15 protein-coding genes and 1 tRNA gene are annotated in these 23,754 nt (G+C 28.7%); 8 read left to right on the top strand and 8 right to left on the bottom strand.

The window, feature by feature from the left end:
- Positions 1-24: 24 nt before the first annotated feature.
- The gene (locus PKK00_05980; protein ID HNW97942.1) at positions 25-1,770 is read right to left on the bottom strand and encodes a hypothetical protein; all 1,746 of its coding nucleotides are present in this window, start codon (positions 1,768-1,770) and stop codon (positions 25-27) included.
- Positions 1,771-1,894: 124 nt separating this feature from the next.
- Between PKK00_05980 and PKK00_05975 the strand changes: the two genes are divergently transcribed.
- Complete coding sequence (locus tag PKK00_05975) at positions 1,895-2,416, top strand: hypothetical protein (GenBank protein HNW97941.1); 522 nt, start codon at positions 1,895-1,897, stop codon at positions 2,414-2,416.
- A gap of 110 nt (positions 2,417-2,526) precedes the next feature.
- Here PKK00_05975 and PKK00_05970 read toward each other — a convergent pair whose 3' ends face one another.
- The 4 genes from PKK00_05970 to PKK00_05955 all read right to left on the bottom strand — a co-directional run bounded on the left by PKK00_05970 (position 2,527) and on the right by PKK00_05955 (position 10,364).
- On the bottom strand, positions 2,527-4,140 hold the full coding sequence (locus tag PKK00_05970) for a glycosyltransferase family 39 protein (protein HNW97940.1): 1,614 nt from the start codon (positions 4,138-4,140) through the stop codon (positions 2,527-2,529).
- Positions 4,141-4,189: 49 nt separating this feature from the next.
- On the bottom strand, positions 4,190-5,956 hold the full coding sequence (locus PKK00_05965; protein HNW97939.1) for a glycosyltransferase family 39 protein: 1,767 nt from the start codon (positions 5,954-5,956) through the stop codon (positions 4,190-4,192).
- Between the two features lie 184 nt (positions 5,957-6,140).
- The gene (locus tag PKK00_05960) at positions 6,141-9,188 is read right to left on the bottom strand and encodes a T9SS type A sorting domain-containing protein (GenBank protein HNW97938.1); all 3,048 of its coding nucleotides are present in this window, start codon (positions 9,186-9,188) and stop codon (positions 6,141-6,143) included.
- A 9-nt stretch (positions 9,189-9,197) separates the two neighbouring features.
- Positions 9,198-10,364 (bottom strand): hypothetical protein, encoded by a 1,167-nt coding sequence (locus PKK00_05955; GenBank protein ID HNW97937.1) that lies wholly within the window; start codon positions 10,362-10,364, stop codon positions 9,198-9,200.
- A 418-nt stretch (positions 10,365-10,782) separates the two neighbouring features.
- On the opposite strand from PKK00_05955, the gene PKK00_05950 reads away from it, so the two are divergent.
- The 3 genes from PKK00_05950 to PKK00_05940 all read left to right on the top strand — a co-directional run bounded on the left by PKK00_05950 (position 10,783) and on the right by PKK00_05940 (position 15,657).
- Positions 10,783-11,520 (top strand): glycosyltransferase family 2 protein, encoded by a 738-nt coding sequence (locus PKK00_05950; protein ID HNW97936.1) that lies wholly within the window; start codon positions 10,783-10,785, stop codon positions 11,518-11,520.
- A 110-nt stretch (positions 11,521-11,630) separates the two neighbouring features.
- Positions 11,631-14,408, top strand: a complete 2,778-nt coding sequence (locus PKK00_05945; protein HNW97935.1) for a hypothetical protein — start codon at positions 11,631-11,633, stop codon at positions 14,406-14,408.
- A gap of 1 nt (position 14,409) precedes the next feature.
- Complete coding sequence (locus PKK00_05940; GenBank protein HNW97934.1) at positions 14,410-15,657, top strand: glycosyltransferase family 9 protein; 1,248 nt, start codon at positions 14,410-14,412, stop codon at positions 15,655-15,657.
- 28 nt (positions 15,658-15,685) lie between these two features.
- Here the strand turns inward: PKK00_05940 and recO are convergent, their stop codons facing one another.
- Together recO and PKK00_05930 are read right to left on the bottom strand one after the other, a co-directional pair.
- Positions 15,686-16,414, bottom strand: coding sequence for a DNA repair protein RecO (gene recO / locus PKK00_05935; protein HNW97933.1), 729 nt, complete (start codon positions 16,412-16,414; stop codon positions 15,686-15,688).
- A 10-nt stretch (positions 16,415-16,424) separates the two neighbouring features.
- Positions 16,425-18,758, bottom strand: coding sequence for a two-component regulator propeller domain-containing protein (locus PKK00_05930; protein HNW97932.1), 2,334 nt, complete (start codon positions 18,756-18,758; stop codon positions 16,425-16,427).
- A gap of 140 nt (positions 18,759-18,898) precedes the next feature.
- Between PKK00_05930 and PKK00_05925 the strand changes: the two genes are divergently transcribed.
- The 4 genes from PKK00_05925 to PKK00_05910 all read left to right on the top strand — a co-directional run bounded on the left by PKK00_05925 (position 18,899) and on the right by PKK00_05910 (position 22,161).
- Positions 18,899-18,972 (top strand) — tRNA-Arg (locus tag PKK00_05925).
- A 253-nt stretch (positions 18,973-19,225) separates the two neighbouring features.
- Positions 19,226-20,554, top strand: a complete 1,329-nt coding sequence (locus PKK00_05920) for an AAA family ATPase (GenBank protein ID HNW97931.1) — start codon at positions 19,226-19,228, stop codon at positions 20,552-20,554.
- A 421-nt stretch (positions 20,555-20,975) separates the two neighbouring features.
- Positions 20,976-21,461 (top strand): hypothetical protein, encoded by a 486-nt coding sequence (locus PKK00_05915; GenBank protein ID HNW97930.1) that lies wholly within the window; start codon positions 20,976-20,978, stop codon positions 21,459-21,461.
- Between the two features lie 358 nt (positions 21,462-21,819).
- A complete protein-coding gene (locus PKK00_05910) occupies positions 21,820-22,161 on the top strand; it encodes a DUF1566 domain-containing protein (GenBank protein HNW97929.1) in 342 nt (113 codons plus the stop codon).
- 42 nt (positions 22,162-22,203) lie between these two features.
- On the opposite strand, the gene PKK00_05905 is transcribed toward PKK00_05910, so the two are convergent.
- Positions 22,204-23,736 carry a hypothetical protein gene (locus PKK00_05905; protein ID HNW97928.1) on the bottom strand — a complete coding sequence of 511 codons (1,533 nt, stop codon included), beginning with the start codon at positions 23,734-23,736 and terminating at the stop codon, positions 22,204-22,206.
- Between the last annotated feature and the right edge of the window lie 18 nt (positions 23,737-23,754).

The following is a 23,754-nucleotide window of genomic DNA, read 5'->3' as shown; positions in this document are numbered from 1 at the left end:
AGAAGATAAGAAAAGCAAGATATTTTATATATGATATTCTAAAAATTTTATTTTAATATTTTTCAATATTACTTCTTTGTCTTTAGAAAATATTTTCAAACAAATTTTCTTATTGTTATCTTTGTTTATAGATTCTAGCTCATAATTATATACACCCTGTTGAAATTTATTAAGTCCATTTTCCTCGAAATGAATTAATGGAGGATTATGATAATAATAGCATTTATTGTTTAAAGAATCATTTATTGTTAATTCAACTCGTTCATCTTGTTCAGAACAAAATTCATTGTCAAATGATACTTGTATAATATTAGTTCTATCAAACCCTTTTATATTATTACTGTATTCAAAGAATAATTGTTTATTGACATTTGGCTCAATTCGTGTATCAGGTATTATTTTAGTAAATATATTTTTTGTTGTTTGTGAATTAAAAGTATATGTTCTTTTCCAAACGAGACCTTTAAAACGATCATCTAATCTTAAAAATACAGTCCAATATTTTTGTTCATCCATTATATAGGAATGGAGAATATATTCTTTATACTGCTTTGTTTGAATAATATCTAAAGGTATTGTCAAAATAGAAATAACAATCACAAAAAGCTTAATCCATATATTGATACTTTCAATAAATATTGCAAGTAAAATAAAAAAAATTGCATAAAAATCTATGTATGCACGCAATCCATAACTACAACCATATTCCCAGCTATGCCATGAAGAAAGAATGTATGTAAGAATAATGAAAAAAATAAGCCATGTAATAAAAAGGTAAAAATGTTTATTTTTAATAAAAATATAACAACCAAAAAGTGAAATAAAAGTAATAGGAGCATAAACAAAAAGTCCTTTTCTATAACTAATCAATATATTAAAAAAAGCTGGATTGAGAAAATTAAAACTTTCTCCCTGATATGAGTAAATAAAAAACTTTCCTGTTTGATAATGCCATAATAATAATTGAATAGATATGATACTTATGATTATTAAAAATCCAATAATTAAATTTGATTTTTTTTTAAAAATTATGAATATTCCATCTTTTAAATTTTTATAAGAACCAGCTAAAAAAGGAATAAATAAAATAATTAAACAGTTGACTTGTCTTAGTATTATAACGAGTCCTAATAGAAAACATGCCCATAAAAAATACTTAGGTTTTTTATATAGAAAAAAATACTTTGTTAAAAACATAAAAGTTGTAATAGCGAAAAACGAATAAACGTGACTAAAAGAAGGTTCGTATATTGTATAGTTTAGTAGTGAAGTAGAGAATACTGCTAATACTTGAATAAAAGCAATATTAAACCAAGATAGATTAAATAAAGATAAAAATTTTCTTAGAAAAATAAGAGCCAAGAATAAATAAAAAATTGCTGCATAGAATACCGATTTCTGAAAAGGCTTGGAAAATCCATTTTTATCAAATCCATGGAGATTTGCCATTAAATGTGCATAATAAAAAAATGGAGAAAGGAAAACAGCTGTACCGCATGGATATTTATTAAGTTTGTGCCCTTTATAATCTAAGTAAAAATTTAAATTATTTATTCTTTCAGAGAATTCATCTGAACTATTACAATTTTTAGAAGGAAAATCATGATAAATAAACAGAGAAGGGAGATAATCATAATATCCAACACCATCGCCAGTTATAGTTATTTTTTGATCTTCATTTTTTAAGAAATTATTATTAAGAAAAAGAAGAATTAGGATTATAATGATCTCTATCGGACACCATTTGATAACTTTATTAAATTTTGTCATTTATTGAAGCAAGTTTTTTTAAATAAATTAAAAAACTGTGTAAATTTATATATTATTTTTTAAAAAATATTTAGTTTTGCCAAACAAATAATAAATTACAAATTATCTATAAATTAAAAAAATTATGAAAAAGATTCAATATTTCGTTTTATGTTCATGGGTTATACTGGCTTTAAGTTGCTCAAATAATAAAGAGTTTGTTCCAATTTACAAAGCTCAAATTGATGGTAATGGTGATTGGATAAATTGCAATACTATTGGAAAATATTGGGGCTATACTGGTGACTATTGTTCTAAATCCGATTCAATAAATCAATATACTTTTGGGTTCAGTAAACTTTTTAGTGAGATCAGTCCTAATCCAATTAAAAAAGTTAAAGTAAGTGTTTGGGTTAAATTATCCGATTTAAGTAAAAAAAGTGTTTTATTTATTTCTATTGATGATTCTAATAATAAAAATATTTTTTGGTCAGGACATGATTTAGTTCCAGTTGTAAAAGAAGTTAATAAATGGTATAAAATGGAAATCGAAGAAAACATATCTGAAGTTAATACAGAGGGAGCCAAAATAGGTATTTGCGTTTTGAACTCTAATAAAGACATTGTATATGTTGACGATTATGAAATTCAATTTTTTACTGAATAACAATTGGGAATGTGGTAAAATATTTTTTTAAATACCACTATAAAATTGTAAATAGGCGTTGCTAAAAAGGGAAGTGTGAAAAATTTTGTGTAAATGAAGAGTAACTGTATTTATTTGTTGAATTCGTTTAAATCATAGATATAAATATTTTTATATTTACCAACTTCGTTTTTTGTATAGGTAGATAAATATGTTCGGGTTTGTAAAATATTTGTATCATTTATTATTAAATACTTTATCCCGCTATTAATTATTTTTTGAACTTTTTCTTTACTTGAAACAAGATTAGAATAGTCAGTTATACCTTTTTGATCCATTAAATAAAGAGAAATATTAATACTTTCATCGGGAATGCTTATTACTTTGTCTGTTCGTTGAATGCCTAACGAACGAAGGTAAGGCGTTATGGTTTCTAATGCTTGAAAAGTATTTTTATAATTAAAGGCAACCCAATTATAAAAATCCTGTTGTTGCTTGTCAACTATAAAAGATGTTTTAACAAAGTTATCGTTGGGTTTATATTTAATCCTGTTATTAATTGCACAATAATATATGCTGCATCCTATGACAACTAATGATATAACTTTTATCTTTTTCGAGTTTAATAAATATAAATAATTATCTTTTATAAATGAAATAAACGTTATAAGAACGGCTATAGGAAATATTAATAAATCTATTAAATAGTAGTCATGAACATCAAATACTTGGAAAAATAAAATAATATAACTTATAACTGCAACAAAGGTGCATATTGTAATTAATAATAGAAACTTATTAACATTTTTAAATGAAATCAATAAAGCAATAAAAAATAAAAATATCAAATGAAGAATAAATTTATTATGAAATTGCGGTAGGAGCTCATTATATAAGCTTACGAAAATGGGTTTTATTTTAGCACCTTCTACTCCCCATATTGGAAGAATCCCCTGTAAAAAAATACCGGAATGATGAAGTTTATTATAATGGCTTGCATAGGAATACCACAACAAAAGAAAGCCTATTACCAATAAAAAAGGAATAATTTGAATATAGGGCTTATCAAATATTTTTTTGTCTTTTTTAAATTTGCCCAATCTGAAAAATTCTATTGAGAAAACAATTAATATGGAAATAAAACTTATTGTAGTGGAAATTTTTAATAAGCCGGCAATAAAGAAAAATAAAAAAGAAATGTATAAGTATTTGTTTTTACTTTCCTTGTAAAATTTATAAAAAAAGTACCAACCAGGTATTACTAATGAAAATGCAGGAACATTTATAATAAAGTTATTTGCATAATAAACAAAAATAGGTGAGGAAAAAAGAAGTAAAACGATAATTGTTGCCCAAAAGGTATTTTTAAGAATAGCCTTAGCTAATTTGAATAAATAAAATAATCCCATAAAAGCAATGAATAAATTTATCATCCTGAAAATATATTCATGTTTGCCAAAAATCTTCCATAAAAAAGCAACAAAATAATACAGAATAGGAAATTCACTTACTGTCTTCCCATCCCCTTCCGTCCCCGTCCAATGTATGGATGGTGAAAAAAAATGCATGCCTTCGGCATAATAATTTTGAGTTATTGATAAACAATCGGCTTGTCTCCATTGATGGATAGATCGTGGGCCTTTAGAAATAATATAGTTGTAATCATAAACAAAAAATAAACAAATGATTATAAGAAAAAAAATATAATTTTCTTGAATCCATTTTTTTGTCCTTATTAAAGCCATAACTTGAAATCAGTTTATATTATTTGACTATAAATTTTAAAAAGTAATATCATTTTTCATTTTGATGACCTACCATATATTTTGCATCTAATTTAAGCATTTCATCAAGAGAAATATTTCTTTCTTTTGCTTTACGTTTAACATCTTCGTACCATGTTGGGTCAGATTTTATTTGTGAAATATAATAATCAACATCTTTTATAGGTGAGTAGATTGATACGGGATTTGGGTTTGAAGTAATATATTCTTTTGCTTGTTCATCACTTATAATTGAATATTTAAAAAGGGTAATGTTGGATTTGCAAAAAAGCTTTTCAAAGAAAAATTTCTTTTGAATGGTATCCATTGATACTAATTTTCCGTTAAACTTAAAACATTCAGAAAATTTTGAGAAATATTTTATAAGAAAATATCCTTCAGATGAATTATTAATTTTATTTTTTACTTGTTGAAAATCGGGATAAGATGAAGAAGAAGCACCATCAATAATGTAAATGTTTTCAGGAGAAATATTTGAGTTTAATGCTATATAATATGTATTATCCCATCCTATGAAATCTAGGAATAATGAACAATTCTGCTTGTTTTTATTTTGGGTTATAATTTCTAATATTTCCTTTGTTTGTTTGTCTTCTATATAAGGAACAGCTTCGGTTTGTTCACCCGTAAATGTAAAAATATTGAAAACCGCCGATTTAAAAGTGTTTGAAATTTTTACAGCTTTATAAACAGGAAGCTGATGCCAATAAAATGATAAGGGAATCAATGAAACGATCGTTAATATTGTAAAATATTTTTTTAGTTTATAATTTTTATCACTATCAAATAATAAAGAAAAATAAGGTAAATAAAAAATTAATAAAGTTATTGTAAAGCGATGTTGCATCAGTAAGGTGCCATCAATAGCTTTTATTGTAAATGAGCACATCATTCCAATAAATAAAATAGCCCATATAAAATAATCTTTTTTAAAACGATTATTATAAATTCTATTAATTACTATTCCTAAAGTAATGAAAGCAATTATTGGAGATGATGATAAAAAAACTGATACTATAAAAAATATTACTCTTTCTGCGGCATTGATCACGTCAATATTATTATTAACACCTGATTTTACAATATTCCAATTATAAGCTCCATTAATTCCATATAAAAAATCTTTATATTCAATATAATTTCCTATCATCCAAAAAACAGGGAATATCAATGCAACAGGCAAGAAAAATAGTATTGCTTTCCACTGTTTGTATATTAAAAGAATAATTGTAAATAATCCTGTAATAACCCATGCTTCGTATCGCAAACCTCCGGTAACGGTTATAAATAGACCTGCCAAAATCGAATATTTTATTTTTTTATCACTTCTGATGGATAAGGATAAAAAATTTAAACTTGTGGCAAGGAAGAAACCATAAGGAACTTCAGCTAAAGTATGATAACTATTTCTGAAAACGATTGGCGATAATGAATATATTAGTGCTACATATAATGCTCCTTTTTCATTAAACTCTCTTTTTGTAAAGTAATAAATAGGAAAAACGGTAAATGAAGCAAAAAGTATATGAAAAACAATAGGTCCGTATACCAGGCTTGAAGTTATAAAAATTGCAAACGCATTAATATAATGATGAAGTGGTGCCCATATTCCTGAAGTAATAAGATGGGGGTTTTTAAGCCAATCATAAGCTATATATACTCTGCTTACTGCATCTGCATCCACTGTTTGAGCAAAAGGGAGTAAAATAAGTCTAACAACTAAACTTATTAGGAAAATTATTATTATTTGAGAGAAATTATTTTTATTAAGTTTCATATGATATTACTTTGATAGTTTATAATTGCAATGATTGTAAATAAGAAAAGCAAAGTTATCTTTTTTATAGAAATAGAAAAATTTTGTAATATTAATTGCATAAAAGGAACGCATCAATTAATTATGGATTGATGCGTTCAAGCGAAATAATTTAGATTAAGAATTTATGTTTATTTAAGACAAATTACTGATAAATTAATTTTTCAATTTTCTCAATTTTACTATCAATTATGATTTTAACTAAATAAACACCTTTTGATTGGTTTGTTAAATCAATTTGAATTTTGTCATTTAAATCATTAACAGAATATATAATTTGTCCAAGGACATTAGTAACTTCTATTGAGAATATCTTACTTTTATCTGAAGGTGAAATTGATGCTATTCCATTAGTAGGATTGGGAAAAATATTTACAATAAAACTATTATTGCTACTTTCATTTATTATATTTTTTGTAAAAAATGTATTGTTGATATTATATACATTATTACTAATAGCATTATTGTTTCTAATATCGCAAGCAACTTTAGATATTTTAAAGGCAAAATCAGCGTTTGTTGTATCATTGCCAAAATACCCACTAACTAAAGGTCCCATATCAATTGTGGGAATATGGTCACAAGATAAGTATCCGTTATCAGGTAAATTTGACGATGTGCCCATGCGTGTAGGAAAAAAACTTACATAATAACAATAAGGATTTCCAAGAGGACTCATTGTAAAACCTGGTAATTCTACTGTTAGGTTTGCACTTGGCAAATCTCCACCACTTAAATTTAAGTAATGTGAATCGTTACCATCGTTTACAAAATAATAATAATAATTATTATACCAATAATGGTTTAAATTATGAACCCATCCATAAGCAGTAGTTTTATCAGGACTTACAAGATAATAACATTCTATATTTTGACTTTCATCATAAAAATATTTTGGTGTATAATCAAGACTGAAATTTATTCCTGTATTTTGTATATAATTACTTAATGGTTTAAAATTATGGTATATTTTTTTATTTGTAAATGAAATGTTAAATCCTTCGGGATGTGGAACAATATTAGTTTGCCCTAATCCATTATTTAGGGAAATAGTTTCTACGGTTTCATTTGGTTTTGTATATTTTAATGTTAACGGATTCGAATCTGGCCACCAATGCACAGTGTTCCATCCCCAGGTTAGACCTGTAGTATAGTTGCCCATAAAAGTAGTAGCCCAAAGTTCGTTGTGAAAAGACACATCATAATTGTTGAAATAATTATAAGTGCCACCAAGGTCTATATTTCCGAATGTTGTAAACTCACCGAAATGAAAAGGTTTATCAATTATATTTAAACCTGTTGTAATTGATGGACTGTGAACAAAACCTGTTGAAAGATTGAACGAATTACTGAACATATCTTTACTATTGACGTAATGATGTATATCAACTATATCAATAAAAGAATTAGAAAATAGTTGATAATAATTTTGCTGTTCGCCTAATGAAGTTATATTATCATGTATGTATGTCGCATTATCGGTAAAACCTGCCATAGTAAGATGTTTATTGGCATTATACATCACTGTATTTTTTATATAACCTAGAATGTCATTGTGCCAGTCAGTTATCCAAGTTTTTAATGTAGGGATTTCAGTCCAGGTCTGGATATTTCCGCAACAATCGCCAGATGATTGGGTAATAGAATTATTGTTATAACCTAGTATCTGGTCAACCTCACCAAAAGTTTCAAGAGCAGCAATATTTACGGAATATCCATATCGCGACATTATGTATTTGTACCTGCGTTTCCAATAATAACGTAAAGTATTATCAGAAAAATATTTTATAATATCTGTTCTAAAGTTATTGTTTTTATCATAGGTATAATAAGCATAAGCATTATCGCCCCACATCCAATCCTGGTAAACGACCATAGGGGGACCCGGGTCGGTTTGCAATTCAATATATATTCCCTCATTGTGTGCTTTATCAATGAGATTATCTAATGCCCATAGATTATACTGCCTGTTTCCATGACTCATATCTGTAATATATGGATTTGGGTCAGGATGTGGACCTGGAGATTGATCATTATCGCAAGGACTACAAGACCTATTGTATGTATCATATTTGTCGTATACTCCTAAATTTTGCCATTCAACTGCAAAATTCGATTTAAGCATAAGTATACGTGTATAATTAGCTCCGGCGGAATACATCTCATCAAAAGCAGCACTATAATTGTCGTAATCTCTTTTTAAAAATTCATACCAATGAGATTCTGATGTATTATAAAAAGAGGTAGAGGTATTGGCATGCATGATATCGGCAAGATTTTCGCCTATGCCAAAAAACGGGGTTCCATCATCGAATTGCAAACTTCCAGTTGGATTGGCCGCACTCTTTTTAAGAAAGCCATGATTAGTAGCCAAAGGCGGATCGCAATAAAATGAAAAATTGTTAAATATATAAGTTGGAAAAGTTGAATTAAGATAAGGTGCGCTTATTTTAACGCTAAATGTCCATGCGCCTTCATAATCGGGTGCAAAGCGAAAACGCCAGTTGTAAGGGGATAAAATATTTGAATTATCAGTTCCTAGCTGATACTGTCCATTATCGGATGCAGAAGTATTCACATTAAAATCAGCCATTCTCATGAAAAACCCCCATTTTTTTATTTGCCTGTTATCGGGGCTAATAAGATTTATCTCCACATTCAAAGAATCATCAGCATAGGGATTAAGTAAAGAAGTTCCACTTGGAGCGGAAGATGTTGAATTAGTTTGAGCATTATAATATGTAAAAAAATTATCAACGGCATTTGTATATTCAGAGGGCAATTTAAATCCAATTTCAAACTTTTCCCATTTATTTATATGTACCATTCCGTTAAGGATTGCAGTAGCAGGTTCTGGGGCAATAAGTATAAAATTAATCTCATTATCTATTTCGGCAATAAAATTTCCGTTACCACTGAGTTCGGTTGAAAAACCCGGGTTTAAATCGACTTCTGTCCCTGATTTAAACAGTACCACTGAACTACCCGAAATGGCAACCGTTGAAGAAGAGTTTGACGGCGCTATAATAGCTTCAGGATGTGTTATAACAGCATTTGTATTTACATAATTTGTGTTGATAAGATAAGGAGATACAGGATAGGGTGTAACCTGTGCGAGTGTTGTTGAAAAGTTTATACCAAATAAAACAAACAACAACTGTACTTTCAATATTTTTTTATAAAGTAGTTCCATGTTTTTTTGTTATTTATTTTCCAGATCACTTATTCTTGATTTCATCTCATCATTTTGTTTTTGGAGATTAATAATGTAAAGAGTAAGCTCCTCGACCTTTCTAAGAAGTAAATTATCCATTTCTCCAACATTATAACCATTCTCCTTAAATTCTGTAGCAGAAGGAACTTCCGGCAAATGTTTGTTCACTTTTACATATTTTTCAATTTGATCTAACGACATCAATTTGTAATTACTATCAAAAACAAAATCTGAATGAGGAACATCATTTATTACTTTTACTTGTTCACATATAATGCCTCCCTTAACAGCTAATTTATATTGAATTCCATTAACATAAGTTTGTAATCCACTACCAATAGCAACATCTCCAGTACTAGAAATAGACATAACAATATTATTTTTAATCGTAGCATCAGTTATACCTGTTTGACTTGAACTAGTATTTGTGTTAGGAATATTTGAAAAATAAATCCCTCCGCCAATATTTCCATATATCAAGCTTCCTCCATTCGAACCTCCATCGGATTCAGTAGTCCATGTCCCTGCAATCGTTTTAGAGAGGTTAAATCCTATATAACTTGTACCCCAACCAATAGGTTCCCCATAGCAATCACCTAAAGAAACTTTAGTTATGCCGTTTCCAATTTGGACTTTACTTAATGGGCTTGTTGTCCCTATCCCTACATTGGTCCCATTATCAAAAATTAAAGAAGATGCTCCAACAGTATTTGTTCCTGTCCATTTAGTAATGTAATTTGCCGTTCCTGTTCCTGTAACAGGATTAGTTAATGCTGTTTGAAAACTATTTGCATGATAACCATCAAGCAAATCTGCATTAAGATTTGTACTAACTGTTGTTGATGTTATGGTAAATGGAGAAGTACCTGTTGCAATTGTAGATACTAATTGTGTACCTTTTATTTTACCGCTAACTTCAAGTTTTTCTGTTGGTCCGGTAGTTCCTATACCAATATTAGAACCACTTTGAAAAATATTGCTGTTGCCAATAACATAGGCGCTTGAAAACTTAGGAATATAACCGGTAGTACCAGTTCCCGTGATTGTTCCTTTAGTTGGCGCTCCAGTAGCACCTGTAATTGTTTCTAATTGTTGTGCTTTTACATTAACAAATAAAAACATCATAATTGCTGAAATTAAAATTAAATTTTTCATGTTAATAAACTTTTTGTTTGTATTTGATTATTTACTTTTCATAACAAATAAAGTAATTAAATTTTAAATATCAAAGAGGTATTTTATAAATGGTCAGGGCAAACGCATCTAAATTAATACAAATACTATGAAGTTCAACTGTTTATAAAAATACATAATTCAAATATTTTTAATTTTTGATTAAATTTTTAAAAATGATTTCAGTGTTTTCAATGGTTGTAGAAGCTAAAATTTAGATGCGTTTGCCCTGTATAAATGGTAGGTTATTTAGGTTATGTGGTTAGTTTGAATTTATATATGGTAATTCTTTTTTATTTGCATCAAAAAAAATATGCAATATTAAGTCGTTAGCTAAATAGTATTTATTCTTTACATAAAATACATATATTTGCTTTCGTTAATTTTAATAGATATATTGATGTTTAAATTCAATAAACTTTCAATTATTATTCCTGTTTATAATGAAGAGAAAACAATTCATCAAATACTTGATTTGGTTTTAAAGGTGGAGTTACTACAGGGAATAATAAAAGAAATAATAATTGTAAACGATTGCTCAAAAGACAATACAAAAGATGTTCTTGAAAAATATATCAACGAACACCCTTCATATAATATTAAACTTTTTTCCCATGAAGTAAATAAAGGTAAAGGTGCAGCTATTCACACGGGCATTGATGTGGCTACCGGTGATTGCATTATAATACAGGACGCCGATCTTGAATATGACCCAAATGAATATAATATTTTAATTAAACCCGTGCTTGATGGTTTTGCCGATGTTGTTTTTGGCTCAAGGTTTATGGGTGGAAACCCTCATCGTGTGCTGTTTTTTTGGCATACTATCGGCAATCGTATGTTGACTTTCCTTTCCAATTTGTTTACTAATCTGAATTTGACAGATATGGAAACCTGCTATAAATTATTTAAAGCAGAATATCTAAAACTAATTAATTTTAAAGAAAATCGTTTCGGGTTTGAGCCCGAAGTAACTGCAAAAATATCTAGTTTTCCTAAAATCAGAATTTACGAAGTAGGGATTTCGTATTATGGACGTACCTACGAAGAAGGCAAAAAAATAGACTGGAAAGATGGGTTTCGCGCGATATGGTGCATAATGAAATATAATATTTTTGATAGAAAATATTTAAAATAAAAATTTATTTTAATTTTATAATTTCCCTGAATTTTACTGTTTGGGTTAATAATTATCGATACCATGTATCTTTGGAGTTTTCACCTGGGTATATTTAAATGCTTTTTATAATGAAATATTTCAAAATCCAATATCAATACATTTTTTTACCAATTTTTTTATCGCTGTATTTTATTTATAGTTATGTTTCCGATATTAATTTCCCATTAAAACATATTTCTCAAATTTCAGCTGATTTAGGTACTTTAGAAGGAATTGACATCCATTCACGGGTTTCGTTTTATTATAAGATAATAGCTTCATTTTTTATAAGTTTTTTTTTGTTGAATTTTATTTTTAATTGGTTTTATAATAAATCAGATTCAATCAAAGGGAAATTAGAAGTTGCATCCAATTTATCACTTTGGGGGATTGTTCTGCTCTTTTTATTTGTTTTGAAAGCTAATGTTGCTGGTTCTATTACATTTATTATTGGAGGAATTACGGCAATAGTATTTTGTGGCCTTTTAACTCTTGCTGATAAAAAATCAAAAACAAAAGAAACCTTATATCATGAATTAATTTTCCAGGCAGCAATAAGTTATTTTATCCTGGTAATGATTTATTTTTTCAGGTATAGTAAATACTTTCCTTCTACTTTGTCAATAGAGTGGCTATATTGTTTAACTTTTATTGTTGTGCAGCTTTTATGGTTCATTATTGATAAAAAAATAAAATTAAATGCCGATGAACTCTTGTCTAAACTCAGATGGTTTGCCTTAACTCCCATATTGCCTTTTATTTCTACCGAACTTTATTTAATATTTAATCAGCATAATATTTTTATTCTTTCGCCTCAAATTATTTTCTTAATATTATTCATTGCGATTGTACTTTTATCAATTCTATTCAGAAAAAAATATTTCATAAAAACCAATACCATTCAATTCATTGAAAAGTTTTGGTTGCTAATGATTTTATTTGGTATTGCAATGGTTTTGGTATATCAACCAATTATTGAACAACCAAAAGAATTGTTTGAACTTGCCAATAAAGCTAATGCCGTTATGCTTATTTTCAAATATCATCAAATTCCATTTTTTAATTTTTTTAACTCACATTTAATTTCCGATTATTTTTTTAATATATTTTATATAATATTTTATGGATACGATGGTAGTATCAATTTCGTTATTTACGATTTCTTTGAGTATTTAATTCTTATAGGAATATCATTTTTTGTTATCAGCAAAATGTTTAATGATAATTATTTTGCGTTTGCTTTTGTTATCTTTTTCCCTTTTCTGAACGAATTCATATGCGAAATATGCTGCGTGGCTTTACTTACAGTATTCCTTATAAATAAATTATTTGAAAGCTATAGCTTAAAGCGGCTTTTATATATATGCCTTTTAAACCTTTTGTTGATAGTATGGAAAATTGATATAGCTGTTTCCAATACTTTTGCAACACTGGTATTATTGTTAGTATTTTACTTTTTTTATTATGATAAATCGAAATTATATGACCTGTTAAAAATATTTATCTCATTAATTGTTTTTGCACTTCTTGTTTTTACAATAGCTGTTTTATGTAAAGTCCCGGTATTTTCAAATATAAAGCAAATACTGGATTATTTGGGGGCAAGCCAGCAGCATGGATTTCCAATAATAACGTATAATTATGACAGAACATTTTTCTGGTATTATGTTATATTTCCATTAATTGCTTCAATCATATCAATATTTGTGATAAGTAAAATGAAATTTTATTTGATTGAGAAAACAGATAAGTTCAATTTTGTATTATTGATCTTTTGCATTGCCTATTATTTTATGAATGCTCAGCGCTCTCTTGTTAGGCATAGTTTGGTGGAAGGACTGTTGATGGTTGTTTCCTCCTTTATATTTTTAATATTAGGTGTTACGTTTATTATCATATTTCAAAAATATTCCTGGTTAAAAAAAGGCTCTTTAATTTTTATAGTATTTATTATGCAGGCTTTTATTTATCCAAATATTGATGAAAGAGAAAATATTTTGTCTGTGTTTCCTAAACATATTAATGATATAAAAAAAATAAAACCGGTACATGAAAAAATTCAAAGAGTGATAAATGATGAGAATTTTAAAAATGATAATTATATTGATTTCAAAAAATTTTTAGATGATAATTTTCCGGGTCAGTCCACGTTTATCGATTTTTCTAATACCCCGATGTTGTATTTTTATACAGGCAGGCAAGTACCTTCATATTTTTGTCAATACATGCAGAATACCGTAACAGATTATTTGCAAGATGAAAATCTTAAATACCTTAATAATTTTGATATTCCTGTTGTAGTATTTTCAAATTATCCTGAAACATGGTTCGATAAAACCGATGATGTTCCTAATAGTGTACGTTACTATAAAATTGCAAATCATATATTTGAAAATTATGAACCTTACAATATAATAAGTAGTCATTATATATGGATTAAAAAAGGCTTGAGCGTGGTGTCAGATGGAATTATCCATAAACCGCAAGATTCAATCAGAACTTTCGAATTAAAGAAATATCCTTATTATTTGGGAGGATCTGATCTCTTTGTAAAAGCAAATGTTTTATCAAATAATATTTTAAATAATTTTCCCGAAAATAAATTTTTAAAAGCAAATAATTATTTTGAAATTAATTTAAAATCGAATTTTGATACAATTGGAAAAGGAGTAGTTTGTTATTACGATTGTGATAGTTTGCTTGGAAGTTTTAATTTTAATATAGAATCATCAGTTGATGTGAAAAAATATATCATACCAATGAGTGCCCAATATAATTGGTGGAATGAAAAAGTAAATAAAATAAAAGTTTTTATTGAACCTGAATCAAAAATTGAAATTATAAGTTCACGGCTGATAGCCTTATAAAATGAATACATCAACAGAAATAAAAATTGATCGGTTAATCGTTAAGCCTATTGCATATATTTTGAATTTATTCGTAAGGTTAGCAGGGAAACTATTAAAGATTGACCATTCTTTAAACAAAAAATTTAAAACACTTGCAATAAGTAAATATAAGGGAATGGGGAGTATTATACAAGCTACACCACTTATACAATCACTACGAAAAAATTATCCTGAAGCAAAAATTATTTTTATTACAACACAAACGAATGAAGAATTATTAAAAAAAATAAAATGCATTGATGAGATTATTGTATTGAACGACCGGAATTCATTTATCCTGGTAAAAAGCCTGCCTTCATTTATTTTAAAAATCATTTCAAAAAAAATAGATATCTATTATGACCTTGAAATATATTCAAATATCAGCACATTGATTTCGGCATTAAGCATGGCAAAAAACAGGTTTGGATTTTATTTGCGTTCAAGCGATTACCGCCTGGGAATATATACCCACATGATGTTTTATAATGTCAAATCTCCGATATATCAGACATATCTTCAATTTGCAAGGCTTTCAATTGCCGAGGAAAATATTGTTACCGATATTTTATCAATAAAAAGTACCGATTCATTAAAACCATCATCAAAAATTATAGAAAATATTAAATCAAAAAAATACATTGTAATCAATCCGAATGCTTCAGATTTAAGAATAGAACGACGCTGGGATGCACAAAAATTTTCTGACTTGATAAAAAGAATTTCCGAAAAGTATCCTTCTCTTGAAATCATTTTAATAGGAAATAAAAATGAAAAAAAATATGTTGATGAAATAATAAATAGTGTAAATAATAAATCGGTCATATCACTTGCAGGAGAAACTTCGGTTGAAGAACTAATTGCCATAATTGAAAATGCGGAAATTTTAATTACAAACGATACCGGTCCTTTGCATTTGGCTTTTGCCACTAAAACAAAAGTTGTTGCCTTATTTGGTCCGTGTTCTCCGGCGCAGTATGCTAATATCGACAGATGTTCGGTAATTTATAAAAATGTATATTGCAGTCCGTGTGTTCACGAATTTATTTCACCACCGTGTAATGGTAATAATATATGTATGAAATTGATTAAAGTCGATGAAGTTTTTGATGCTTTTATTAAATGTAAAGAAAATATTTTTCAGGCTCCGGTAAAAAATGATAATGAAATTATTTATAAAGCGGAATCAGAAAATAATACATATATACTTGGACGGGTAATAAATTAAGCGTTTTCAGACATTTCATCAATCAAATTCATTCATGAAAAACTTCTTCTAAAACAACATTTGAATTCATCGTATTGAATCCCTGGATGTGGATACGATAATAATCAATCATTTTTAAGACAAGCTCTTTTTTTATCTCTGGTTTAAAATGAAAGGAATAAAAATTTTCGAAAGAAATATTTAGTAATTCATTTAGGTGTTCGCTTAATATTTTATCGGCAAAATAAGGATGTTCCGGCAGATATTCCTGAAAACATCCTTCCATAAGATTAAAAATAGGATGTTGTTTATCAAAATTATTTCTTGGATAAAATCCTAAATATTTGCTTAATTCAATCATGAAAATTAAATGAAAATCGGAAATGCTTTCATGTGATTTATCAATGATTTCAATAGTATTAAAAATAAAATCAAATAAGTTTTTATTAGGCAAATCTTCGTGTAATGATTTGTAAAGCAATTCCGCAATGAAAAAAGTAACAGCGCTTCTTTTAATATCGTATGGGATATTCTCAAATTGTATCGAGGTGGTTAATTCTTTTACATGATGCAATCCTTGATTCTTACTTTGATATACCACCATGTCGAGGATAGAAAGCGGCTGAAAAAATCCGGCTTTAGTTTGTGATTTTTTATTTCTTACAACTTTAACTATATATGATTGTAAGCCGAAATTATCAGTGTATGTTTTAATAATTTTGCTGTTTTCGGAATAATTTATTGTATGAAGAACAATCCCTTTTGTTTTAAACAGCATTCCTGGAAAATTAATTGATGATCATAATTTTTGCAACCGTGGTAACGCTGCCATCTTCATTTGAAGCAAAAACCAGGTAAATTCCTGTTTTCGCTTTTTTCCCCTCGAAGTTGAGTCCATTCCATATAGCTTGTCCGCCTTCAGCTGTAGTTTGATAAATAAGTGTCCCGCTGATATCTGTTATTTTAACATTGGAGTTTAATGCAAGCCCTTTAATACCAATATACCCTGTATAATTCTCTTTCACAGGATTAGGATAAACAACAACTCCATTTTTTTCAACGGAATCTGTAGCATAACCCTTATATGATATGATTCCTTTATCAGTACCAAAAAAGACTTCTCCTGTTTTGTGGTCAATAGCTATAGTATTTATAGTATTTGAAAATAAAGGACTGTTTTCTGTTGTGAAATGTTCAAATTCTTTAGTACCATCAGCAGAAACTAAAAATACACCGGCTCTGTCAGTACCAATCCATTTTTTATTTGAACCGTCAACAGCAATTACTTTTACTGATTCCGAACCCAATAAGGGTTGAATATATCCATCCTGATCAACCATGATTTGCTGAGCATCAAAATTACTTCCGGTAAAAACATTTTCAGGATTATAAAAAACAGCAATACCTTTATCTGTTCCTACCCAGATTTCGCCATCACGATCCACAGCAATACTAAATATTTCGTTACTGGGAAGTCCTCCGTTACCAGTGCTATTAGATATTCTTTTTATATGATCGTCAGCAGAATTTGTAATGGTATTATTATCATCAAAAACCAACATTCCATTATTTCGTGGGAGGATAATCCATTTCCTGTTTTGCTTGTCAATTGCTAAATCACCGACTTCTGAATTGCTATAAAATCCGCTAAAGTTAAATCCTTTCCATGTGCCGTTATTCATTCGAACGTTGAGTGCAGTATTCACAGCAGAGTTTGTTACCCATAAGTTGTTGTCTTCATCAAAAATAATTCCTGCAACACCCGTCCTGTAATTGCATTTCAATGTGCTATTTGTTGAGTCATAAACATTGGTCAATGTCTGATTGTTGAATTCGAGTAGTCCTTTACTCCAAGAGCCAGCAAAAACTTGTGAAGAGTTTGAAGGATTAACCGCCACACATACTATATCATATATTGTATCAAGACCAGGAGTATTGTCTCTGTTATGGGTAGCCCAATTTTCATCAATAAAAGAAAATAATCCATCTCCGTTATAAACATTATTCCAGGCTCCATCCAGTCCACCGGGTGCAACCCATAAATTACTATTCTCAACAGAAATATCCCAGGCATTTGTTGTTTTGGGTCCGTTAGGTTGAAAATTTGTAGAAGTCCAGACGCCCTCATTTCTTACAATACCTACATTTGCATCAGCTATCCATACAACATTATTTATTTCATTATCAAAAATTGCATCACGTGGTGAAGGAGCGTTTGGAATGGAAGTAGAATTATAAGTATAAATTCTTGATATATTAATTCCGTTTGTATCTAATTGATCGATATCTCCTTCTTCTATTACTAACATAATATTGTCTTTAACATTTAGCTCATATCTGTTAGAAGTATAAGTAGGATCATAACAATTCCATATCCCATTTTTATATATGTATAATGTGTCATCATTATATGCATTTCCATATAGATTTATATAAAGAGTACCGTGAAAATAAGCAACAGTATTAAAAATTCCATCAGGATGAGGCATTTCAGTATGTTTGGTCCAATATGAATAATTTGAAAGATAGGGACATGAAAGATCTGCTTCGTAAAGACCAGATTCAGTTGCAGCATAAATTTTACTTCCGTCAGTTGTCAGGTCAAAAACTTTAATTTGAAACCCGCCTTCAGCAATATAATAAGTATCTTTAATTTCTTTTTTCGCCAAATCAAGAACTACAATCCCGAATCCACAAGCCAGGTAAGCAAAGTTGTCAATAAATAAAATATTGTTTATTGTTTTATTTCCTGTGATAGGTTTTCTTTTAATATCAGAAATATTAGTAGTAAGCCCATTATTATCTATTAAATCAATATTGCCATTGGTATAGGTTACGAGTAATAAATTAAGTCCATTGTGGTATTTTACACGGCTTACACCAATATCAGATAAATAATTAATTTTCGAAATACGTTGAATACTGTTATCGGATTTATCGTATGAAAAGACAGAATATTTTGTGGCGCAAAATATTTTACCATTTCCTTCTGTTATGGATATACAATTGTTATAGGGTAAATGTTCTCTCCATTCACCTATTCCTACGCCTTGCGATAATGTTGTATTATTTAAAGCAAGAACAGAAATAATTAATAAATAAATGTTTTTTATTTTGAACATAAATTAAAATATATGCAATATTACTAAACTTTAGGATTTATTAACTTATTTTTGTAGGAATTATTGTGTAGTTCATTATTATTACAGCCTTTTTCACTAATTTTGCTTTTAATTTTATAAATATATAATTTTTTGAATAAGGCCCCGTAGTTCAGCTGAATAGAACGTCAGATTCCGGTTCTGAAAGTCGGGGGTTTGAATCCCTCCGGGGTCGCAGCCATTAAAGCCACAGTTATGTGGCTTTTTTATTTTGCAAAAGCCATTGATTTTATTGCTAATTACGCAATCGTTTTTTAATTAGGGTTGTTTTAAAATATGTATAAATTTCTCAATACATTGTATAGAAGTTTTTTTACATAAAATTGCTTAATATTTTTGTGTATTTCTAATTCGTTTATTACTTTTGCCTAAATAAAATACCTTATACGTGATAATAATCACATAAAATACATTTAATATGTGTTAATATGAAAATACAAAGAACGATAAGTGAAAAATTAAAATCATGGAAAAATACTTCTACTCGTAAACCACTGGTATTGCAAGGAGCCAGACAGGTAGGGAAAACCTGGCTTTTAAAGAATTTTGGTATGGAAGAATTTGAAGGTATGGCATATTTTAATTTTGATAGTCAGCCTGAATTAAAGCAATTCTTCTTAACAACAAAAGATACTAAACGTATTATCCAAAATCTTTCATTAGTAAATGGAAAAACAATATTACCTGAAAAGACATTAGTGATATTTGATGAAATTCAGGAATGTAATGAAGCACTAAATACTTTAAAATATTTTTGTGAAGATTCCCCTGAATATTGTATTGCTTGTGCTGGTTCACTCCTTGGGGTAGCAATGAGCAGAGGAGCATCATTCCCGGTTGGGAAAGTTGATTTCATGAAAGTTCATCCTGTTAGTTTTAAAGAGTTCTTGTCTGTCTCGGATGCTAAATTGCTGTCGTTTCTTGAAAATATTGACTCAATAGAACCGATTCCTGATGTATTTTTTAGTCAACTCGTTGAAAAATTTAAAGCATATTTTATTTCGGGAGGTATGCCTGAAGCTATTGTTGCACTTGTTGAAAAAGGCGATGTCCCGTTTACCCAAATTGTATTACAAAATATTTTAAATGCTTATGCTCTTGATTTCTCTAAGCACGTAACGAACAAAGATGTTCCCAAAATAAATTATATCTGGACATCACTTCCATCTCAACTTGCAAAAGAAAATAAAAAATTTTTATATCAAACAGTTAAAAATGGAGCAAGGTCCAGAGACTACGAAGATGCATTATTATGGCTTATAAATGCAGGATTGGCATACAGGGTATTTCTTTCTAAGAAACCATCTTTACCTTTATCAGCATATGATGATTTATCTTGTTTTAAAGTTTACACTCTTGATATTGGCATATTAAGAAGATTATCTCGATTAGATCCTATTGCGATAGTAGAGGGTAATAGATTATTTACTGAGTTTAAAGGTGCCTTAACTGAAAACTATATACTGGAAAGTTTAGTTCAACAATTTGAAGAAATTCCCCGATATTGGAGTTCCGGTAATATGGCAGAAGTAGATTTTTTAGTTCAAAATAAAAATGAGATTATACCGATTGAAGTAAAATCTGATGAAAATATAAGAAGCAAAAGTCTTGCATTTTTTCGGAAAGAATTTTCACCAAAGTTAAGTATTCGGTATTCTTTACGTAATTTTAAATATGATGATAGCTTAGTTAATATTCCTTTATTTATGGCTGATTACACTCACGAAATTATAGAGATGATAGAAAAGAAATATTGATTTTACTGTTTCTTAAATATATCTGCAAATCTGTAGATTAACTGCAAATCTTTTAAAATTTGACCCGAACTTAGTCCTATGAGGCTCGCAGCCATTAAAGCCACAGTTATGTGGCTTTTTTTATATTCACCTGATTTATTTTTTATCATCAAACGACATTACATAAATCATTTCGGTATAATTTCTTTATCGAAACCGATTTTTAGTAATTTTTATTCTTTTATATATTAATGTAATTGTAATACTTAATTAATCTATTCTTAATTATAAAACATCAAATCATTAATATTTTTATAATGTTATCAAAAAAATAAAAAAGATAATGAAAAATATATTGAATGCTACGAAAAGCAGGTTAAACTATAGAAAATGATAAAAAAATTAATTGAAGGAGTAACCCTGAATATAAAAGATTTATACTATGAATACTATTATTGGAGAGTATGCTACTCACGAAAAAGCAATTAAAGCTGTTGAGGAGCTAAAACGTGCCGGGTATCCAATTCAGCAGGTTTCACTTATAGGAAAGGCTATAATTGTTGATGATCTCATGCACGTTAGGTATAACAATCGATGGATTTCAAATATATTGATAAGTATTTGTGCTATAATTGGACCAATATTGGGAATACTTACCGGTGTTAAAGTATTTGAAATTCCAGGATTTGATTTTCTTTTCGGAACAGGTCCTTTAATAGGTGCATTAGCCGGTTTTTCACTAGGTGCTCTTATTGGGGGTATCATTTCACTCATTGCAATTCTTGCGATTAAAAGTCACGCTAAATTAAAATACCATGAAAAAGTCGAGGAGCAAGGGTTTCAGGTAATTGTTCATGGAACGGTTGAAGATGCCAAAAGAGCTAAAGAAATTCTTAATGATTATAAAGATGAGTTAGAAGTTAAATAACTATGAATAATTTTACTTATTGACAGTAATTTTAATCTATCTTTTATACTAAATATCGGTATTTATATATATCAGGAAATAGTATTAAATATTTTTAAAATAAATTAAGTAGAAAAAGTTATGGAACAAAAAATTAATAATAATGCACCTTCGGGAATGGTATATGCTTTTGGACTTATTGGAGCCGCCATTTATTTTATTTCGCAAGCTACGGATTTTTAGATGGGTGTACTATGTTTTTTAAAAGCAATTGCCTGGCCGGCTTTTCTGGTATATGAAGCATTAAAACATTTTGCGTAACGAATATTTTGATGTTTATAATAGAGATAAACGAAGTTATGAATTAAAAAAACAAGAAATGGAAACATTTACACATCCTATAACAAATGAAACAATTCAGGTGGCGATGAAAGATTTTCCTGAAAAGCTTAAATGGCATGACGCCGTTGATGCCTGTCGTGAACTTGGTAATGGCTGGCGTCTTCCGACGCGATTCGAGTTAACGGAAATGTATCATCAGTTGAAGAAAATGGGCAAAGGTGGTTTTGTAGCGGATTCCTATTGGAGTTCATCAGAATATATAAATGGTAAAGACAATGGAGCCTGGGCCCAGCATTTTTACGATGATGAACAAGATGGCAGAGAGTTTAAATTCTCATATGAAGAAGAGTTGAGAGTACGCGCTGTTCGGACCTTATAGAAAGAGTCAGCATTATTTATGATCTGTATACATGAAGCATTTCTATTTTAAGATTTTGTATAATCTAAAATTATAATTGCTCCAAATACATTCTATATTATCATTTTTATAGGATAAATATTTTTTAAGACTATCATCTCCTATAAAATCAATTTGTCTTTTACTTTGAAGTATGTATGAAATGCCAACCTTATCAAAGTTCTTTTTTATATCAGTGATCGGTTGATTTATTTTTATGTGAAATCCGTTTTTGCCAGTGTATAGTGCAATAGCCCTTGGCTTTTCAAATTCAATTATTGCATCATCAGGAATACTTGTTTTTATGTAGTTTAATGCTTCTGCTGCATATTTATTTTGTGGACCGAAAAGAACCCTGTCGTGATTTCTTATAATTTTTTCTATTCCTCCAATATATTGGATAAGGATAATAAGCCCAATTAAAACGGGGATATATTTTCTATTAAAAATATTAGCTGTTTTAAAAAAATCTTTGATGGCAATTACAGCATAATAAAATAAAATGGGGGCTATGGGGAAAATAAAACGGAATCCTGCATCACTATAAGGGTAAATGAGAACAGTAATGCAGTAGAGGATTAATATCAAATCAATAAAATCAAAATTAATAATTACTTTTTTTATGAACCCTATAACTGTTAATGTTAGTAAAGCCGACTGAGTAAAGACAGATAAAAACTGCAGGTATATATTTTTAAATTCAAAGAAATTTTTTAACATCAGGAAATTATAGGTGAGGTTATCATGTATTATATACGATATGGATTTTAAGTCTAAAGCAGAAGTATAATAAAGGAATCCCATTGATGGGGTTTTGAATAAAATAATATTTAATAAAGAATAGATGAATATGGCAGAAAAAATCATAATTATTTTTTGAAGCAATAATTTTTTCAATAAAGAATATTGAATTCTTTTCTCCTGGTATTGATAAATACAGAAAATGAACTCAAAAGAAATGGCAATAATGAAAATAATTCCTGCCGAACGTATCGATATCAAAAAACCACCCAGTAGCCCTATTAAAAAATAAAACAAATAATTTCTTTTTTCATCCCGGAAATGATAAAGAATAATTAAAAGATACAGGCATAATGTAAAAGGAATATCCGACATGATCTCCATCTTGAAGTTCAGTGTCCATGGGTTATATATAATAATTAAAACAAGAAAAACGGAAGAAAGTGCTGAGAAAAATAGTTTAAAAAATTTTAAAAAAAGTACTGCGGCTGCAATTAACATTATGCTCATGATTATAGAAAAAGCTTGAATATTATTCCCGAATAAATAATAAACAGGGGATAATAATAAAGGAAAACCTATAGGGTAAGCCGGTGGACCTAAAATAGGATAATCTTTATTAAGAACATATCCGGTTGAAGATTGGGGAGTTCCTTCAATTATATTTTTAGCCTGATGAATATATTGTGCAAAATCATCACCCCAGTCGTGGCTGTTTTTAACATTAATAAATAATAGGGGAATACATAAAATGATAATTAATAAATAAGAATAATATTTTTTATAACGTTGGGAAGTGTCAATAAAGGAATTCACAGTATAGTTTTTTATTGT

The organism is Bacteroidales bacterium (assembly GCA_035353855.1).
GTDB lineage: Bacteria > Bacteroidota > Bacteroidia > Bacteroidales > CG2-30-32-10 > DAOQAK01.
The sequence above is the reverse complement of the archived record's forward strand: the minus strand, read 5'-3'. Positions and strand labels throughout refer to the sequence as shown.

Coding starts and splice junctions, on each gene's coding strand:
- PKK00_05930 (HNW97932.1), bottom strand. CDS start 18,758: ATGTTCAAAATAAAAAACATTTATTTATTAATTATTTCTGTTCTTGCT.
- PKK00_05910 (HNW97929.1), top strand. CDS start 21,820: ATGGAAACATTTACACATCCTATAACAAATGAAACAATTCAGGTGGCG.
- PKK00_05955 (HNW97937.1), bottom strand. CDS start 10,364: ATGAAAAATTTAATTTTAATTTCAGCAATTATGATGTTTTTATTTGTT.
- PKK00_05945 (HNW97935.1), top strand. CDS start 11,631: ATGAAATATTTCAAAATCCAATATCAATACATTTTTTTACCAATTTTT.
- PKK00_05940 (HNW97934.1), top strand. CDS start 14,410: ATGAATACATCAACAGAAATAAAAATTGATCGGTTAATCGTTAAGCCT.
- recO (HNW97933.1), bottom strand. CDS start 16,414: ATGCTGTTTAAAACAAAAGGGATTGTTCTTCATACAATAAATTATTCC.
- PKK00_05965 (HNW97939.1), bottom strand. CDS start 5,956: ATGAAACTTAATAAAAATAATTTCTCTCAAATAATAATAATTTTCCTA.
- PKK00_05920 (HNW97931.1), top strand. CDS start 19,226: ATGAAAATACAAAGAACGATAAGTGAAAAATTAAAATCATGGAAAAAT.
- PKK00_05915 (HNW97930.1), top strand. CDS start 20,976: ATGAATACTATTATTGGAGAGTATGCTACTCACGAAAAAGCAATTAAA.
- PKK00_05950 (HNW97936.1), top strand. CDS start 10,783: ATGTTTAAATTCAATAAACTTTCAATTATTATTCCTGTTTATAATGAA.
- PKK00_05960 (HNW97938.1), bottom strand. CDS start 9,188: ATGGAACTACTTTATAAAAAAATATTGAAAGTACAGTTGTTGTTTGTT.
- PKK00_05970 (HNW97940.1), bottom strand. CDS start 4,140: ATGGCTTTAATAAGGACAAAAAAATGGATTCAAGAAAATTATATTTTT.
- PKK00_05975 (HNW97941.1), top strand. CDS start 1,895: ATGAAAAAGATTCAATATTTCGTTTTATGTTCATGGGTTATACTGGCT.
- PKK00_05980 (HNW97942.1), bottom strand. CDS start 1,770: ATGACAAAATTTAATAAAGTTATCAAATGGTGTCCGATAGAGATCATT.